This is a genomic window from Pseudalkalibacillus sp. NRS-1564 (assembly GCF_050467905.1).
GTDB lineage: Bacteria > Bacillota > Bacilli > Bacillales > Guptibacillaceae > Guptibacillus > Guptibacillus hwajinpoensis_B.
The window spans coordinates 1-17392 of record NZ_JBITPM010000026.1 but is presented as its reverse complement, the minus strand read 5'-3'; the positions used below and the strand labels follow the sequence as shown (position 1 = coordinate 17392).

Here is a 17392-nt window from a genome sequence, read left to right as displayed (position 1 = left end):
CGTTAACACAAAGGAGTAGAGAGAGAATGAACATCTTAGATTGGCTAGAGAAAATTAATGGAGTTCTTTGGGGAGCACCAAGCCTAATTTTATTATTTGGGACAGGTGTCTTTCTCACATTTATTCTGAAAGGACTGCAGTTTCGAAAGCTGGGATATGCTTTCAAATTAGCATTCTCAAAAGAAAAAGAAGAGGATAGCAGTGCTGAAGGTGACGTTAGTAACTATAAAGCTCTGATGACAGCATTAGCTGCCACGATAGGAAATGGTAATATTGCAGGAGTTGCTACAGCGATTACAATTGGGGGTCCAGGTGCGATTTTCTGGATGTGGATTGTAGGTCTTGTTGGAATGGCAACGAAGTATGGAGAAGCTTTGCTTGCGATGAAATATCGTGTGAAAAATGATAACGGAGAGTATGCCGGAGGGCCGATGTATTATGTCGAAAAGGGACTAGGGTCAAAATGGAAGTGGCTCGCTATCTCGTTCGCTTTATTTGGAGCGATTGCCTCACTCGGAATCGGAAATAGCGTACAATCAAATACAATCGCAAGTGTTGTTGATGAAAGCTTCCAAATTGATGGATGGGTAACTGGGATTATCCTTGCTGCACTTACTTCGCTCATCATCTTCGGTGGCGTAAAGCGAATTAGTTCTGTTGCAGGTTTCTTTGTTCCGATTATGGCGGTTCTCTACGTAGTTGGTGCACTCATTATTATCGTCATTAACATAGATGCTGTTATCCCAGCTATGAAGCTGATTTTTACATATGCCTTTTCACCTATATCGGCGGTAGGAGGATTTTCAGGTGTTATTGTAATGGAAGCTGTAAAATCAGGAGTTTCCAAAGGGATTTTCTCGAACGAAGCAGGACTTGGTACGGCTGCCCTTATTGCTGGTAATGCGAAAGCCGATCATCCAGTGAAACAGGCTCTCGTAGCCATGACTGGTACGTTTATCGTAACGATCATTGTTTGTACAATGACAGCCCTTGTGCTCCTTATCTCTGGATTTTGGGACCCAACGGGAGGAGACCTGTCGGGAGTCGTGCATGATCCGAATCTAGAAGCAGGTGCTTTGACTACGGCTGCATTTGGTTCAAGTCTCGGTCTGATCGGAGAGTATATTGTAACTTTCTCCGTTATTTTCTTTGGGTTCTCAACCATTATTGGTTGGTACGTATATGGTTATAAATGCTTTGAATACCTAGTTGGTACGAAAGTAACCATTTATTATGGAGCAGTATATGTATTGGCATGCTTTGTTGGTACAGTTGCGAACCTGACTACTGTTTGGGCTTTTGCGGATATGGCAAATGCTTTGATGATGATTCCAAACTTAATTGCGTTATTATTACTTTATAAAGTCATACGAAGCGAAACAGATGATTATTTTAATCGTTATCTTGTAGAATCTCAAATGAAAAAAGCGAGTTAATCATTTGATGTATAGAGACATTTTCTTCATTTAATGAAACTAAAGCGCAGCTGGAAAAAATCCAGCCGCGCTTTTGTTATTTCTCAGGAGTCATTTTTTTAGATGGAGCTGATTCGTTTCCAAATATATTTACAGAAGTTACATAGTATGAGGAGGTTGAAGCGTCGGGATCTGAGAAGCTCTTACGTTCAAGGTTAGAAATGCTCTCAATTTGCTTATAAACACCGTATGCGTCAGCTTTGTAAATGCGGTATCCTACAACATTTTCGTCGCGAACAGCATGCCATGATAAGAAATTCCCACTAACGCTAAGGTTTGTTGGAGCATCTGGAACTTCGTTAGGATCTACTTCTTTTTTCTCTTTACTCGGATCTTCCTTTAACTCTGTAGAAACAACAAGTCTCTCCTCATGTGTTCCTTTTGAGCGATTAAATGTTCCAACACACGTAATAAGATTCAACGTGCGTGAATCAGTTGTTCCGAATATTTTTTCGATAGGAGAGTCGTTGTAAGGATATCGTTCTTTACCAGTGACAACGAATGTCATTTTTTCCCCCTCTTTATCAGTCAAAATAATTTCGTCACCTTTTGAAAGCTTCTCAAGATAAAAGAAAATAGCCGGTCCTGTTTTACTATCTACGTGCCCAGCTAAGACAGCATTTCCTTTTGTTCCTGGTTTAAAGCCAGGTTCAAACCAACCAACTTTGTTGATGTCCTCGGGAACACCCATTTGTCCATTTTCTAATATACCGACATTTTCAACGGGAGCTTTAACATCGATTGCAGGAATCTCTACTTGTACAGGCTCCATTCCCTCTTGAACGTTTTGGGATTCTTTGGCTTCTTCGATTTTCTTCTTCTGATCATCAAGAAGAAGAAATTCGTCTGATAGCACATCTGGTTTCTCTATCTCTTCTAACTCTAACGCAGCATTCGTTTGTTCTTTTTCAACGGCTGTATTCGTTACGGGTTCAGCGTAGTTATTGTACCCTGCGAGTACGAGCCAAATAATCGCACCAACTACGAGCAATAAGACTTTTTTCACGTTCTTCACCTCTTTTACTTAAGTTATATCTTAGCATTTTTTATTGACTATACTCTTATATAGCTAACGAAATCAATATTCAAATGGATCATTTTTTTGTGAAATTGAAAATAAAAATATTGACCATTCCAAAGTACTGGTGTACTATGTAACTAATACACCAACACATTGAGGGGGAACTATATCATGAAGAATTGGAGTGGGTTATTACGAAAGGAATTTCGTGTTTCAAGAGCCCTTCTATTAGGCGTTACAGCGTTTGATTTACTAGTAATGATTGGATTTTTTCTTGCCTCTGCAAGATGGGAAATCCCTTATTTAACAGCTATTATTGGAGCCGTACTAACGGCGATGCACGTCTTCTTTTTGCCACTCTATTTATTAATTAGTCTGAACACTGAAGGAAGGAACTTACACCTCTGGCTACACAATCCACAATCAGGAGCTCGTTTACTCGGAGCTAAATTGCTAAATGGGTTATTAGCATTACTGCTATCTATTGGTATTGTCAGTAGTTTATCTCTTCTAGCTTATAACCTTGAACCTAGCCTCATTCAACTTCCAATTGATAATGTGTGGCTGTTCGGATTTTATTTTCTCACCGTTATTATTACAGGATCAGTCTATATGGGGGTTTGGCTAATCTTCTATTGGACTTTGTATCAAGTTCTGAAAACGTATATCGGCAAGTGGGCACTTCTTCTTATTCTCTTAATTGTTGGTTTTATCAGTTGGTTTGGTTCATGGTTGAGTGGGACTCGTCTTTATGAAGTGATGATCGAGTGGGGGTATGTGGAGCTACCGTCACCGTTAAATATGGAGGTTAGTCAGCAGGCATTTGAATTAACCGTTTCAACATTTCCGTTTGCAATTGGGAATGTAATATTTGATCTCATTACTATCATCCTTGTTTTCATAATGACATGCTGGGTACTTGATCGAAAAGTGGAGGTGTAAGGGATGGGAGAAGAATTTAATCCCTCAAAGCCGATTTACCTGCAGCTAGTGGACCGCATTAGCTGGGAGATTATTAAAGGGGAACGAAAAACTGGTGAAAAGCTTCCTTCTGTAAGGGATATGGCCATTCAATCAGGCGTAAATCCAAATACAGTGTCGAGAACTTACAATGAACTGGAGAGGATGGAGATTGTGGAGACGAAACGAGGGCAAGGGACGTTTGTAACGGAGCAAAAAGAAAGACTGACCGAACTTCGAGAACAGCTCAAGATTAACCACATCCAGAATTTCATTGATGAAATGAAGCAAATGGGATTTTCTCGAGAAGATATGATTGAAGGTATTCGAACTTACGTTACGAACGAAAAGGAGAATCAATCATGATTACATTCGAGAACGTATCTAAACGTTATCTTAGAAAACAAGCTCTATCAGATGTGAACGTAAGAATTCCTGAAGGGAAAATCATTGGCCTTGTTGGCTCCAATGGTAGTGGGAAATCTACTTTCATGAAGATAATCGCAGGTCTTGTAGTGCCTAGTGAAGGCAAAGTAATGCTTAACGAAGAACAAGTTTCGAGGCGTTCGGCAAATAAAGTTGCTTATTTATCAGAGTTAGACGCTTACTATTCATTCTTCACAGTGAAAGAGACAATCCGCTTTTTTGCAAGTCAATTTAGCGATTTTAATCTTGAAAAGGCCCACGATATTGTTAAATTTATGGAAGTGGATCAAGATCAAAAGGTGAAGCATTTATCTAAAGGAAATCGTGGGAGATTGAAGATTGCTCTTACCCTTGCGAGAGATGTACCTATTATTCTGATGGATGAGCCGTTATCAGGTCTTGATCCGATGGTGCGAGATTCAATTGTGAAAAGTTTACTTTCTTTTATCGACTTAGAAAAACAAACGGTAATCATCACGACACATGAAGTAACGGAAATCGAACCATTACTTGAAACGGTTATTGCGATTCGAAATGGTAAGGTTCTCGCGCTCGAAGATGTTGAAACCATTCGCGAGCGAGATCGTATGAGAATAGTGGAGTGGTTGAAAAAGTTGTATCAAGAGGAGGGGTAAAATGGCTGTAAAACCAGTTGTTCAGATTCGAGCTTTAACAAAAGTAATTGGAAAGAAAACAATCATTGATCAACTTTCATTTGATGTATACCCAGGTGAAGTGTTTGGTTTTCTGGGGCCGAATGGAGCAGGAAAAACAACAACAATTCGGATGATGGTTGGGCTAATGAGAATGACGGAAGGCGAAGTTCTCATTGATGGAAGCAGTATTAAAACAGATTACGAGAATGCGATTGTAAAAGTAGGAGCGATTGTTGAAAATCCTGAAATGTACAAATTTTTGACTGGGTACCAAAACCTTGTTCATTATGCTCGAATGGTCAAAGGTGTTTCAAAAGAACGCATTCAAGAAGTCATTCAATTGGTTGGACTCCAAGGTCGTATCAATGAAAAAGTGAAGGGATATTCACTTGGAATGCGACAGCGTCTTGGACTTGCCCAGGCACTGCTACACCGACCTAAGCTACTCATTCTAGACGAGCCAACAAACGGACTAGACCCCGCGGGTATTCGAGAAATCAGACAATATTTACGAACGCTTGCAAGAGAAGAAAATGTTGCTGTAGTTGTTTCTAGTCATTTATTATCCGAAATCGAACTCATGTGTGATCGAATTGGCATTATTCAGGCCGGAAAAATGGTCGATGTGCAGCGAGTGAATGACTTTGTTCAAAATGATCACGCCGTTATGGTTTCATTTGAAGTCGATCCAGTAGAACACGCGGTTAACGCTGTTAAAGCAAATTTCCCTGATTGTGAGATGGAAAAATCGGAGCGTAAGTTGACGATTAAAATAGAACATGAGCTTATTCCAGAGGTAACAGCTGTTCTCGTGGAAAAGGGCGTCCGCGTATACGGTATTCAATCCTCTGTGAAAACGTTAGAAGATGTGTTTCTGGAAGTAACTGGGGGTGAGCAAGTTGTCTAGTATGCTACATTTAATACAAAATGAAAACATGAAGATTTATAGAAGAGTTGGAACATGGGTGATGATCGGACTTGTGGTGGCAGCCGTACTTGTAGCAGGCATTTTTACTAATATGAATGCGAGTGATGAGACTACGAACTGGCGCACTGATTCTGAAAATGCGATCCAACAGGCAGAACAAACGCTAAAAGATTCAGAGGGAATGCCCAAAGCCTTTAAAGACAGTCAGGAACGTTCTATAGCGATAAATGAATATCGGTTAGAGAATGATATTCCCCCTTTAGAAAGTGATTCAATATGGAGTTTTATGGATAGTTCAACTGGCATTGTGAGTTTAATTTCCATCTTTACGATTATTATCGGCGCAGGTGTTATAGCGAGTGAATATTCGTGGGGAACCATTAAGTTATTGTTGATCAGACCTGCTTCACGCACGAAAATCCTTGCTTCTAAATTTATTTCAACGCTATTATTTGCGCTATTTTCTCTCGTCATCTTATACATTTCTACTTTTATTATCGGCGGGTTATTCCTTGGCTTTAGTGCAGTCGATCAACCATACCTAACTTATTCAGGTGGGGAAGTGGCCGAAACGAGTATGGCCATTCATTATATTGTTGAATATGCGCTTGCCAGTGTGAATTTGCTTATGATGGTAACATTTGCATTCATGCTATCGAGTATCTTTAGAAGTTCCTCTCTTGCGATTGGATTAGCTATATTCCTTATGTTTACAGGGAGCCAACTTACTTTTATTCTTAGTCAATACGATTGGGTGAAGTATATCCTCTTTGCCAATACGGACTTAAGTGTTTATTTCGATGGTTCACCTATAATTGAAAGTATGACGCTCGGTTTCTCGTTGACCATGCTTCTCGTCTACTTTGTTTTGTTCTTGTCATTGTCATGGCTACTATTCACGAAACGTGATGTAGCATCATAAGGAAAAGCCGATCAGGTATGCTGATCGGCTTTTTGATTCTTCTTTTTTCGCTTTCTATACAAGAAAAATAATCCTATAAGAACGAGCGGGGCCAAAATAGGTGAGAGACCAATCAAGAGTACAGCCACTGTGGAGAAAAAGGAAAGGAGCCCATTTACAGTTGTCATTAGCAGTTTTTTTGCCTCTGTTAGCGTTTGAAATTCATTCTTATCAATAGAAGGAACAATAATTTTCTGCTGTTCGAGTGAAATCGTAACAGTCGAATATTCACTTTGGTTATTGAGGTAATTTAGTTGACCTTTCAGCTGTTCGACCTCTTCCTGTACACGGGAAAGCTCATTAGATATAGCTAACAGATCTTCTGTTTTAGTTGCTTCGTTAAGAAATGATTCCAGTCGTTTTTGAACAGCTTCTTTTGCTTTCAGCCTTGAGGTAAGATCAACGTAGTTTTCGGTGACATCGGTTCCAGATATCGATTTTTGAGGAGCTCCTTTCCCAAGCCCTTCAACTGCATTGAGATAAGAGTCAAATTCAGGTTGGGGTATGCGTACGGTCATTGATCCAAAGAGAGAATCTTCTTCTGAAGCAATACTTTCTTCGACAACATAACCTTTATAAGTTCTAGTTAGATCTTTGATTTTGGCAGTAGCCTTAGGTAAATCTTCAACTGTTAAGGAAAGGTTTGCATTGAAGATTACCTTGCGATTTTGCTGTAAGGCAGGCATTTCTGATTTTTCTATAGAAGACGAATTTTTCTCTTTTTCTCTTTCATTTCCTCCCTGGTTTTCATCTGTGGATTGATCAGTTGAAGTAGCTATATCGCTACTTTCATTTGAAAAGTTTCCATTATTAGAACTACATCCTGCTAGTAAAAGAATTGATGTACAGATAAGAAGGATCCATCTTCTCATAAGTTTGTCCCCGCTTCGTGATTATTTGTAAATCGATTAGAAGTTTCTTAAAGAATTAGACGGTGTAAGACCTGCGGAGGTTACAATTTCCATGATATGATAAAGGATAACTGAATAAAAAAGGGGTTGCCTTTTGTGCATTCAATTTTAGAAAATGCGAACATTATGGACATAGTCATTACAATTTCTGTAATACTAGGTCTATTCCTGATTCGATTTCTGATCAAATTATGGCTGACAAAACGAGACAAAGAGGAGAATTACCCAAACGGTATTCGACCAGCTTTCCTCTCATTTATAAATTGGACAACAGGGTATGCCATCCTGCTATTTGTTTTATTTTATTTTTCCGATAACAGTTGGATGTTTAGTCAATTATTTGCAATTGGTAGTGTTGAAATCTCGTTGTTTCTTATATTAATTGCACTATTTATCATTACTCTTGCAAATCGACTTTCAAAGATTGCAACTTCATTTCTTATGCCTCCGCTTTATGATCGATACAGCCTGGATACAGGCTTGCAATTTACGTTCAATCGTGTTTTTCATTACACATTGATGGTGATAGCGGTCGTTATTAGTTTAACGACAGTCGGGATTGATCTAAGTGCTTTAACGGTCTTTGCAGGAGTACTTGGGGTTGGAATTGGTTTTGGAATGCAGAACATCGCAAATAACTTTATTTCTGGTTTAATTATTTTATTTGAAAGACCAATTAAAGTAGGTGATCGAGTGATCATAAACGATGTTATTGGAGACATTGAAAAAATTAACATGCGTGCCACGATTATTCGAACACTAGACAATGAACGGATTATTATGCCAAATTCGTATTTTATCGAAGAGCAGGTTGTGAACCACTCTTATGGAGACTCAAGATTGCGCCTCGTTTTACCAATAGGGGTGGCATACGGTTCAGATGTGGAACTTGTGAGATCGCTATTGCTTCAAGTTGCTATGGAAGAAAAAGAGAATTCCATGTATGTGCTTGAGACTCCTCCTCCTTTTGTGAATTTCCTTGGTTTTGGTGATTCATCACTTGATTTTCAACTATTCATTTGGATCTCGTCACCAAAAGCAGCGGTAGAAACGAAGAGTAATTTAAACTTCCGCATTAACCGAATTCTTGCAGATCACAACGTTGAGATACCGTTTCCACAGCGTGATTTGCATGTACGTAGTTTGGATGCTAAAGTGATCGACCAATTAAAAAAGAGATAGAGCAAACTCACATCATTTTCACATCATTCTTACAAATTTCTTCGTAAGTTGTTGTCCATAATAGGTATTGTAAGAACATACCTATGAAGGGAGATTGATGAAGATGAACAAATGGATGATTGGTGTTGCCTCTATGGTTTTAGCTGGGGGGATAGCTGGAGCAAATGTTAATGCGGCAGATGACGAGTCAACTGAAATAGAAGAGCAAACAGTAGGGCAAACCCAGGAGATGGCAGGTCCTAGAGGAGATCATGGGAAAAGAGGTCACTTCGAAGACCGCTCTCTAGATCGCGAACTGAAAATGGCAACTGCTGAGAAAAAAGATCAATTAATCGACCTTTTGCTTGATCAGGATGCTTCTAGTGTTGAAGGTGTCGATGAGCTTCAGAAAGAGCTTGCTGATCTAAACTCACAGCTTGATGCGATGCATGATGAAGCACAGGCTGCTCATGAAGAGAGAGAGTCTAAGAAGCAGGAACTTGAAGAAAGTGGAGAGCGTCCAGAGTTAACCGACGAAGAGAAAGCCGCAAGAGAAGAAATGCGCGAAGAGATGGAAGCCAAGCGAGAGCAGGCTCAAGAAATTGTGAAACAAAAAAATGATATACTTGATCAGCTGATTGAAAAACTTAGCTAATCTTAGCGAGAGATAGGGGCCCCTATCTCTTTCGTATGTTTTGAAGACATGCGGCTGATTTACTGTCAGATAAGGCTAGGATAATATAAAGAGTATGAAAAGCACATTTCGTCTAAGATGTGAAAAGGGAACGGAGTTGAGAGAGATGCAGCACGTTTTTGTGATAGATGATGAACAAAATATACGTGATATTTTAGAGAAGTATTTAAAAAAAGAAGGGTTTATTGTCTCAACCTTTACAGATGGGGCAGAAGTGTTAAGTGCTCTAGAAACAATTGAACCCGATTTATTAGTATTAGATATTATGATGCCAAATGTTGATGGACTTGAACTCCTTCGACGGTTAAGAAAGTATTCTTACATTCCCGTTATCGTTGTTTCCGCAAGAGATGAAGAGCTTGATCGGATACTAGGCCTTGAACTTGGTGCTGATGATTACTTAACGAAACCTTTTAGCCCTAGAGAACTTGTTGTGCGTATTAAGAATCTATTCAAACGGATGAATCGCCTAGAGAAAAACCATTCTTCACAAGAAATCACTGTTCAGAACGTACGTTTAAATAAGAAAAAAAGACTGTTATTAGTGAATGAGGAAGAAATGGCTTTAACGCCGAAAGAGTACGATGTGCTCGCCTATCTCCTCCAACATTCAGGACAACCGTTTACAAGAGAGAGATTAATTGAAGCCATTTGGGGTTATCAATATGTAGGTGATGGCAGGATTATTGATGACCTTGTGAAAAGGCTACGTAAAAAGATGTCAGATGCAAATGCGCAAGCGAAGATTGCGACAGTCTGGGGGTATGGCTATAAAATCGATGAAGAAGGTTAATATCGGTACCAAATTGTTTCTTAGTTATATCGTTCTTATTGTTGTTATTCTGCTTATTACTACTATTTCATTTCAATATTTGTTTCAAGAATATCTTGTGCGCGAAACGAGAGAACAGCTGCAAAAAGAGGGATTGCAAATTAGTCAAATGCTCGAAGATCGACAGTGGAAGGGCGAAAATTCACCTAATGGGTTACTTGATCGCAGAAGAATTGAAATGGCAGGCAATTTAATCTCATCTCAATTTATAATTTATAATGCAAACGAGAAGGCAATTTATTCGAATGTCGATGAAGTAGTTCGAATTGATTATGAAGAAAACAAAGGAAAATTATACGTTACAGAGGAAGTGCCAATTAGTCTTTCACGAGAGCAAGTTGGCAGTATTGTGCTATTTACGAAGGTAGAAAGTCTTGAAGGTTTCAATCGGATTATTCAGCAATCACAGGCTGTTAGTCTTTTAGTATCTGCTGCTGTTGCCGTGCTCCTTGCTGCTATTATGCAGAAAGGAATAGCGGGGCCAATTCGATTACTTGCCAACCACATGAGGGAATTTACGATGCGCAAGGAACAACCCCCGTTGACGCTTAAAACAAAGGATGAAATCAATGAACTTGCTAAGACGTTTCAAGAACTAACGGAGCAACTTCGAAAAAATGATTTTGATCAGAAGGAATTCCTTCAAAATGCGTCTCATGAATTAAAAACACCTCTAATGGCCATTCAAGGGAATGCGGAAGGGATTCTAGATGAAGTAATCGTAGGAGAGGACGTCGAGTATAGTCTTGAAGTAATCGTGAAAGAAACGCAGCGTTTAAAAAAGATCGTGCAGGACATTTCTTATTTAACTAGGTTAGAAACAGTAGATGAATCTTTTACTTATGAAGTAGTCGATCTTCATCACGTGTTGATGGAAGTCATCACTGCGGTAAAACCACTTGCACATCAACGGCAAATAGAGGTAAGGTATGACACTGATCATGCCATAGACGTTAAGATGGACAGTGATAAAATGAAGCAAGCTTTTATGAATATATTCGGTAATGCCCTTCGATTCGCTTCGTCCGTTATAGAAGTACATGTCCACCAAGATAATGGTCAAGTTTATATTGAGGTTGAAGATGATGGTAAAGGCTTTGGCGAGAATCCACAGCGCGTTTTTGAACGATTCTATACAGGTGACAAGTCAGGTTCTGGCATTGGTCTATCGATTACGAAAACAATAGTAGAAAAGCATAATGGTAAGATTTACGCCGAAGACAATAAAAAGGGAGGAAGGATCGTGATCTCGCTTCCTTTTCAATCGTAGTTAGAACTTTATGTTTTATGCTCACTTAACTTTTGTAGAATTTCTTTGCTTTCTTGTTCACTCAAAATACCAAATTTCTGACAGAGTTGTGTATAGCCAGCCAATTTCTTAAAATTAACCGAAGATAATCTTTTCATCATACTCACCTTTCTTTCCTTTAGGAAACTTTTTTAGGTATCAACAATATATGCATGAGCATGTTGAAAGTGATAGGTGAGTGTCTTTAGAGTTGAAATAAATTGAAGTCAATGTAACAATAAAGCTTGTGCTAAATTAAAGCATCATGTAAGATGAGGTTATCAATATTTAGTAACTATCAAGTGTTTCGGATACTATATATGGTGTAAATTGTACGCAATTAAATAATTGAGTATGCGGTGTCGTATAACGACTTAATAGGGAATCCGGTCTGAATCCGGAGCTGTCCCCGCAACTGTCGTGTGGACGAGGCAAGAAGCCACTGGAGTTAATTCCGGGAAGGCTTGCCAAGGAAGAAGCACAAGCCAGTAGACCTGCCGTATAGTCAAAAACGTTTCTATTCTTCGGGGGTTGAGGGTGAGAAATGGCAGGGTAAATGTACGAGTACGTTCATTTATACGTTGTCGTTTTCTCCAGGCTCACTCTTCCGAGAGTGAGCTTTTTATTTTGGATGGATAAAGGAGAGAGGTATATGAGTACTGTAGCAGAAATGACAGTAACAAAAATGATAGAGGAAGTAAGAACGCTCCTAGATGAGTACCCGTTACTTGCTAGTGAGAGTTTTATTGAAAAAACAATTGATGGTATTTCAGAAGAATCAACGCAAGAAGAGGTCGGTAATATTCTAGTTTTAAATGCCCTTGAACGAATTAGCGCAACAGAACCTGACTGGACTTATGTGGCAGCAGCTTTTCATCTTCGTTCGCTCTATCGTAAGTCTCTTTCACATCGTTCTGAGAAAGAGGTATATGGTGGGGGAAGCTTCTATCGCCTTCTTCAACAGCTGACAGATGAAGGGATTTATAACAAGGCACTCCTTCAGTCTTATTCCAAGAATGAAGTAGGGCAAGTTGCTAAGTTAATCGAGCCATCAAGAGATCGTTTGTTTACATACATCGGACTACGAACGCTCGCAGACCGCTATCTAGCTACAGATCATGATAAGAATGTGTATGAATTACCTCAAGAGCGCTTTCTAGTCATTGCTATGACGCTCATGGTAAATGAACCAAAAGATAAGAGATTAAATCTAATTGAAGAAGCGTATTGGGCGCTATCTAATTTATATATGACAGTAGCAACGCCTACTCTTTCAAATGCAGGGAAAAGCTATGGACAGCTAAGCTCATGCTTTATCGATACGGTGGATGACAGTCTTAGAGGAATCTATGACAGCAATACAGATGTAGCGACCGTTTCGAAAAATGGTGGAGGAATTGGAGCATATCTCGGGAAAATTCGTTCTCGTGGTAGTGATATTAAAGGGTTTAAAGGAAATTCATCTGGGGTTTTACCATGGATGAAGCAGTTAAACAATACAGCTGTGAGCGTAGACCAGCTAGGACAGCGTCAAGGTGCTGTTGCTGTATATCTTGATGTCTGGCATAAAGACGTTTTCGAATTTCTTGATGCCAAGCTTAATAACGGAGACGAACGAATGAGGACACATGATCTTTTCACGGGTCTTTGTATTCCAGATATCTTTATGGAAGCAGTGGAAGACCGTGGAGACTGGTATTTATTTGATCCGCATGAAGTCCGTCAGGTGATGGGGTTCTCTCTTGAAGATGCTTATGACAAAGAAAAAGGATCAGGAGAGTTTCGTATGAAATATAGGAAATGTGTGAACCATCCTGAACTTTCAAGAAAAACCGTGCCGGCGATTGAGATTATGAAGCGAGTTATGAAATCACAATTGGAAACTGGGACGCCTTATATGTTCTATCGAGATACGGTGAATCGAGCGAATCCGAATAAGCATGCTGGTATGATCTATGCTTCCAATCTTTGTACGGAAATTATGCAAAATATGAGTGCAACGACCGTTGAAGAGGAATTCACGAATGACGGTAAGATTATCATTACGAAAACGCCTGGTGACTATGTCGTTTGTAATCTATCAAGTATTAATCTCGGGCGTGCGGTTACAGCTAATGCACTAGAGCGATTAATTCCAATTCAGGTAAGAATGCTGGATAACGTGATCGATATTAATACGATCGAAGTGCCTCAAGCCCAGTTAACGAATGAGAAGTATAGAAGCATTGGTCTTGGAACGTTTGGTTGGCATCACCTCCTTGCGAAAAAAGAGATTGTCTGGGAAAGTCAGGAAGCGGCAGACTATGCGGACGAACTATATGAAACAATCAATTATTTAACGATACAGGCAAGTCATGAGCTTGCCGTTGAAAAAGGAAGCTACTCTCTCTTTGAAGGCTCTGATTGGCAAAATGGGGAGTACTTTAATCAACGAGGTTACGTTAGTGAAAAATGGCAGTCCCTTAAGGAAAGGGTCCAAACGAATGGTGTCAGAAACGCCTATCTTTTAGCGGTTGCCCCTAACAGTTCAACAAGTTTAATAGCTGGATCAACAGCATCAATCGATCCGATTTTCCAAAAAGAATACTCTGAGGAAAAGAAGAATTATAAAATTCCTGTTACAGCGCCTGATCTTTCACCTGAAACGACCTGGTATTACAAATCGGCTTATCACATTGATCAGCTTTGGAGTATTGAGCAGAATGCAGCCAGACAGCGTCATGTGGACCAATCAATATCGTTTAATATCTATGTGCAAAGTACGGTAAAAGCGAAGGACTTATTGAACATTCATATGACAGCTTGGAGAAGAGGGTTGAAAACAACCTACTATACACGAAGTACATCTGTAGATATTGACGACTGTGAAAGCTGCGCAAGCTAAAGGAGGAATTGGAAATGGCTACGATTCAACAAAGAAAGCTATACGATGTCTCCGCACCGAATAGCTCGACTGGAATTATTAATGGAGAAAGCTCAAACGTTTTAAACTGGGATGATGTCCGCTTTAGCTGGGCATATCCTATGTACAAAAATATGCTAGGAAACTTTTGGACTCCGTTTGAAATCAATATGTCGAACGACGTGAAGCAATGGGAAGCATTAAGCGAAGATGAGCAAGATACGTTTAAGAAAATTATTGGTCTTCTTGCCTTCCTAGATTCGATTCAAACCGACTATTCAAGTAAGGTTGCGGATTACTTAACAGATTCAAGCCTTTCTGCGCTCATGCAGGTGCTTTCGTTCCAGGAAGTTGTGCATAATCAGTCATATAGCTATGTACTTTCTTCCATTGTAAATAAAAATGAGCAAGACCGCATTTTTGAATATTGGAAGCATGATGACGTGCTCCTAGAACGAAACCAATTTATTGCTTCTGGTTATGAAGCATTTGTTAAAAATCCAACTCCACAAACATTTTTTGAATCGATTGTTTATGACATTATTCTTGAAGGGCTTTTCTTCTACGCCGGGTTCGCTTTCTTTTATAACCTTGCTCGAAATCAAAAGATGGTGTCTACCTCAACAATGATTAACTATATTAATCGGGATGAGCAGCTGCATGTGACGTTGTTCGTTAATATAGTGAAAGAATTGTTCAATGAGCATCCTGAACTGAATACGAAAGAAAATCATGATTTCATCACGAATACATTTCGTGAAGCTGCTGAGCTTGAGATGAAATGGGGAGAATACATTATTGGTAATCGTTTCCCTGGTATTACAATGAACGAACTCAATGACTACATTAAATTTATGGCAAACAATCGCGTCAATCAGCTTGGTATCGAACGCCCATTTGAAGGTCACCGAGAGAACCCTATGCGGTGGATCAAAGCCTACGCGGATGTGAACGCTGGGAAAAGTGATTTCTTCGAACAGAAATCACGTCAGTATACAAAAGTGTCTGATGATAATGGATTTGATGATTTATAAAGAAATGAAAGAAAGGTCAACTCAAATAATGAGTTGATCTTTTTTTAGACATTAAGAGTAAAAGTAATGTACGACAAAAAAGAAATTTTGTGGTAAGATACTAAAAATCATTTTGTACTTTAACGTGAAAGAACGTATTCATATAAGGAGATGTAACATGAGAAAGAAACGAATTGTTGTTAAGATTGGGAGCAGTTCATTAACAAACGGTAAGGGAGAAATTGATCTAGTTAAGCTCATTGATCATGTTAACGCCCTCGCATTAATTCGTCAGGAAGGACATGAAGTACTTCTTGTTTCTTCAGGCGCAGTTGCGGCAGGTTTTAAAGAACTTGGATATCCAGCAAGACCCGTCACGTTAAAAGGAAAGCAGGCTGCAGCCGCTCTTGGTCAAAGTTTACTTATTAAATCTTATATCGAGGAATTCAGTCAGCGGAACATTTCAGTCGCTCAAATTCTTTTAACACGCCCCGATTTCTCGAATCAAGAACGATACAAAAATGCGTTTGATACGCTTTCTGAATTGCTGGCAAGAGGGGTCATGCCGATTATTAATGAAAATGATACGGTCTCAACGGAAGAGTTAAAGTTTGGTGACAACGATATGCTTTCAGCTCTTGTAAGCGGACTGGTTCATGCAGATGAGCTCATCATTTTAACAGATGTGAACGGTATCTACGATTCGAATCCGGCAGCGAACCCTGAGGCTGTTAAACATCACTCTCTGACAGAGATTGATGATACGATGATTGTTCAAGCCGGCGGCGCTGGATCGAGCGCTGGAACAGGGGGCATGAAGTCAAAGCTAATTGCAGCGAAGACAGCTTTAAACCTGAGCGTTCGCGTCTTTATCGGTCATGAAACTGGTAGTGAAAAGTTACTTCGAATTCTCTCTGGTGTCGGAGACGGAACTTATATCAGTCGAGAGAAAGCCACATCTTTCCCAATTAAAAAACAGTGGATTGCGATGCACTCTCACGTATCAGGTCAGCTTTATATTGATGAAGGGGCGGAAGAAGCGATTATTCTAAAAGGGAAGAGTTTGCTTTATGGCGGAATTAAGCAAGTCGTAGGCGACTTTAGTGTAGGAGATGTCGTAGAAGTACACGGGAAAAATGGAAAGCTTGGAAAAGGACAGGTTCGATATTCCTCTTCTTTCTTGGAGAACGTGATTCGAGATCATGAGAATGAGAGCACCACAGTTGAAGTGATTCATAGAGATCAATGGGTGGCAGAGATGATGAAGTCATAATAAATCAAGAAAAGAGATGCCTCCGAACCTGATAGCGGAGGGCATCTCTTTCCTTATAGGAAAAATCTCCCCATATGAAGAATCTGTGGTTTTAGAACATAGAAGAAAACGATGGTAGAATAGAGCTATGAATCTAATTGAAGGACTGGTATAGCATGTTATCTTTAGAAGATCGATATCGTAAATTTGAATTTCAGTTAACGGATCTCGAAGATCAAATCATTCAATATATTCTTCAAAATAAAGCGGATGTTGTCAAAATGTCGGTACAACATCTTGCACAGCAAACTCATACAGTACCGAATTCTGTTATGAGACTTATGAAGAAATTGGAGTATGAAGGATTTACGCAATTGAAACTTAGATTGAAAGATGAAATGGCCACGAAAGAAACAAAAAGTCCATCTTTTCAATATGAAATGGAACGAACGATGGAATTAACAGATAAGCGATTGATTCAATTGGCTAGTGAGTGGATTCATCATTCTCAACGTCTCCTAGTGTTTGGGGCGGGAGCACATTCTTATATAAGTGAATTAATTGTGATGAACATTAAGCCATTTCATAAAGATGTTACTTTTTCTGAACACCGTCATGAGAATATGGCATCCTTACAACGTTTTACTAAGAAAGACGTTGTCATTCTGCTAAGTCAATCAGGAGAAACAGAGCAAACTCTTGATCTTGGGAAATATGCGAAAAATCAAGGAGCTAGAATCATTGGAATGAGTCATATTGGCGAAAGTAGCTTAACTGAGCTAGCTGATTTAATGCTATATTGTTACGCTCCAAAAGAAGAGACAAAAGGCTATAACACCACAAATTTCGTTCCTATGGCCATGATTGCTCGGTTATTAGTTGAATCTTACCGTAAGAGGCTGGGACATAAAT

16 protein-coding genes and 1 riboswitch are annotated in these 17392 nt (G+C 39.4%); of the genes, 14 read left to right on the top strand and 2 right to left on the bottom strand.

The features are described 5' to 3' along the window. Positions 1-26: 26 nt before the first annotated feature. On the top strand, positions 27-1436 hold the full coding sequence (locus ACIFPW_RS12910; protein ID WP_226615179.1) for an alanine/glycine:cation symporter family protein: 1410 nt from the start codon (positions 27-29) through the stop codon (positions 1434-1436). 76 nt (positions 1437-1512) lie between these two features. On the opposite strand, the gene ACIFPW_RS12905 is transcribed toward ACIFPW_RS12910, so the two are convergent. Beyond that, positions 1513-2481, bottom strand: coding sequence for a sortase domain-containing protein (locus ACIFPW_RS12905; RefSeq protein WP_430244804.1), 969 nt, complete (start codon positions 2479-2481; stop codon positions 1513-1515). A 186-nt stretch (positions 2482-2667) separates the two neighbouring features. Between ACIFPW_RS12905 and ACIFPW_RS12900 the strand changes: the two genes are divergently transcribed. The 5 genes from ACIFPW_RS12900 to ACIFPW_RS12880 are packed head-to-tail and all read left to right on the top strand — an operon-like array spanning position 2668 to position 6388. Next, positions 2668-3438, top strand: a complete 771-nt coding sequence (locus tag ACIFPW_RS12900; RefSeq protein WP_430244802.1) for a hypothetical protein — start codon at positions 2668-2670, stop codon at positions 3436-3438. Between the two features lie 3 nt (positions 3439-3441). Next, positions 3442-3822 (top strand): GntR family transcriptional regulator, encoded by a 381-nt coding sequence (locus tag ACIFPW_RS12895; protein WP_226615176.1) that lies wholly within the window; start codon positions 3442-3444, stop codon positions 3820-3822. Then, entirely contained in the window at positions 3819-4517 is a 699-nt protein-coding gene (locus tag ACIFPW_RS12890) for an ATP-binding cassette domain-containing protein (RefSeq protein WP_430244800.1), read from the top strand. Before ACIFPW_RS12895 ends, ACIFPW_RS12890 begins: the two co-directional genes overlap by 4 nt. A gap of 1 nt (position 4518) precedes the next feature. Next, entirely contained in the window at positions 4519-5445 is a 927-nt protein-coding gene (locus tag ACIFPW_RS12885; protein ID WP_430244798.1) for an ABC transporter ATP-binding protein, read from the top strand. A 1-nt stretch (position 5446) separates the two neighbouring features. Then, positions 5447-6388: an ABC transporter permease gene (locus tag ACIFPW_RS12880; protein WP_430244951.1), complete on the top strand. Its 942-nt coding sequence runs from the start codon at positions 5447-5449 to the stop codon at positions 6386-6388. An 11-nt stretch (positions 6389-6399) separates the two neighbouring features. Here the strand turns inward: ACIFPW_RS12880 and ACIFPW_RS12875 are convergent, their stop codons facing one another. Then, on the bottom strand, positions 6400-7299 hold the full coding sequence (locus ACIFPW_RS12875) for a DUF4349 domain-containing protein (RefSeq protein ID WP_430244797.1): 900 nt from the start codon (positions 7297-7299) through the stop codon (positions 6400-6402). A gap of 135 nt (positions 7300-7434) precedes the next feature. Here ACIFPW_RS12875 and ACIFPW_RS12870 point away from each other — a divergent pair, with 135 nt between their 5' ends. The 8 genes from ACIFPW_RS12870 to ACIFPW_RS12835 form a co-directional block, all read left to right on the top strand. Continuing rightward, on the top strand, positions 7435-8520 hold the full coding sequence (locus ACIFPW_RS12870; protein ID WP_430244795.1) for a mechanosensitive ion channel family protein: 1086 nt from the start codon (positions 7435-7437) through the stop codon (positions 8518-8520). A 103-nt stretch (positions 8521-8623) separates the two neighbouring features. Continuing rightward, positions 8624-9154 (top strand): hypothetical protein, encoded by a 531-nt coding sequence (locus tag ACIFPW_RS12865; protein WP_430244793.1) that lies wholly within the window; start codon positions 8624-8626, stop codon positions 9152-9154. A gap of 145 nt (positions 9155-9299) precedes the next feature. Next, a complete protein-coding gene (locus ACIFPW_RS12860) occupies positions 9300-9986 on the top strand; it encodes a response regulator transcription factor (protein WP_430244791.1) in 687 nt (228 codons plus the stop codon). Continuing rightward, positions 9958-11295, top strand: coding sequence for a sensor histidine kinase (locus ACIFPW_RS12855; protein ID WP_430244789.1), 1338 nt, complete (start codon positions 9958-9960; stop codon positions 11293-11295). The genes ACIFPW_RS12860 and ACIFPW_RS12855 overlap by 29 nt, the downstream gene beginning before the upstream one ends. A gap of 358 nt (positions 11296-11653) precedes the next feature. Then, a riboswitch (cobalamin riboswitch) is annotated at positions 11654-11829 on the top strand. 154 nt (positions 11830-11983) lie between these two features. Then, positions 11984-14197 (top strand): ribonucleoside-diphosphate reductase subunit alpha, encoded by a 2214-nt coding sequence (locus ACIFPW_RS12850; protein WP_430244949.1) that lies wholly within the window; start codon positions 11984-11986, stop codon positions 14195-14197. A gap of 14 nt (positions 14198-14211) precedes the next feature. Further along, entirely contained in the window at positions 14212-15249 is a 1038-nt protein-coding gene (locus ACIFPW_RS12845; RefSeq protein ID WP_226615165.1) for a ribonucleotide-diphosphate reductase subunit beta, read from the top strand. A 157-nt stretch (positions 15250-15406) separates the two neighbouring features. Beyond that, positions 15407-16501, top strand: coding sequence for a glutamate 5-kinase (gene proB, locus ACIFPW_RS12840; RefSeq protein ID WP_430244787.1), 1095 nt, complete (start codon positions 15407-15409; stop codon positions 16499-16501). A gap of 155 nt (positions 16502-16656) precedes the next feature. Beyond that, on the top strand, positions 16657-17392 hold a 736-nt coding region (locus ACIFPW_RS12835), incomplete at its 3' end, for a MurR/RpiR family transcriptional regulator (RefSeq protein ID WP_430244785.1).